The organism is Winogradskyella psychrotolerans RS-3, from assembly GCF_000427335.1.
Lineage (GTDB): Bacteria > Bacteroidota > Bacteroidia > Flavobacteriales > Flavobacteriaceae > Winogradskyella > Winogradskyella psychrotolerans.
Genome location: NZ_ATMR01000027.1, coordinates 1 through 667, shown reverse-complemented (window position 1 = coordinate 667; position 667 = coordinate 1). Strand labels below are relative to the sequence as shown.

The window sequence follows — 667 nt, the reverse complement described above, 5'->3', positions numbered from 1 at the left end:
CGGTTGCCTTAACACTATCTTTTTCTACAGATGAAGGAAATTCATTTAGTGATCCCTTCCAAATAGGCACAGAAAATAGCTTTCCAAATGAAGATACAGGCTATCAGCTTTACAGCCTCCCCCTGCCTGATTCACTCAGCAACAGGCAGGCAATAACGTTTAAGTTGGAGGCAATCTATGGAGAAGGCACTGGTAGTGCAGCCAGATTATTTTTGGATGACTTTAGCTTATCGGACGCAGTAGAACAAATTGAATCCCTAACTGCAAAGCTTTTAAACACAGACCTAGACAGTTCCTTATTATTGGAATTCAACCAACCTGTATCCCTGATTTCAAAAATTGTAAGGCTGGACAATAGTTATGGCCAAGCCAAACAAATTTCTCAGGTAAAAGACAATCAGGTACTCCTGAAATTTGACGATTACCTCTATAACAACACTTACAAGCTTACTTTTGAACAAATAAAAAGCTTGTCCTCGGACGAGACATACAAAGACTGGACTTTTACTTTTGACTTTAACCAGCCAACGCCAAAAGGAGCAATCGTTATCAATGAGCTCATGCCTGATCCCAACGCAAAGGAAAAGCACCTTCCAACCCAATCTTGCCCAATGCAGAATTCATTGAGCTTTTCAATCGAACTGACAAACCCATCAGGTTAGACAAG

General features: G+C 40.6%; 1 protein-coding gene. It reads left to right on the top strand.

Translation table 11 applies throughout. The annotated features are described in order from the left end of the window. Positions 1–662, top strand: a 662-nt coding sequence (locus ADIWIN_RS20470; protein ID WP_040756309.1) for a hypothetical protein, incomplete at its 5' end; no start/stop codon positions are given. Positions 663–667: the final 5 nt, after the last annotated feature.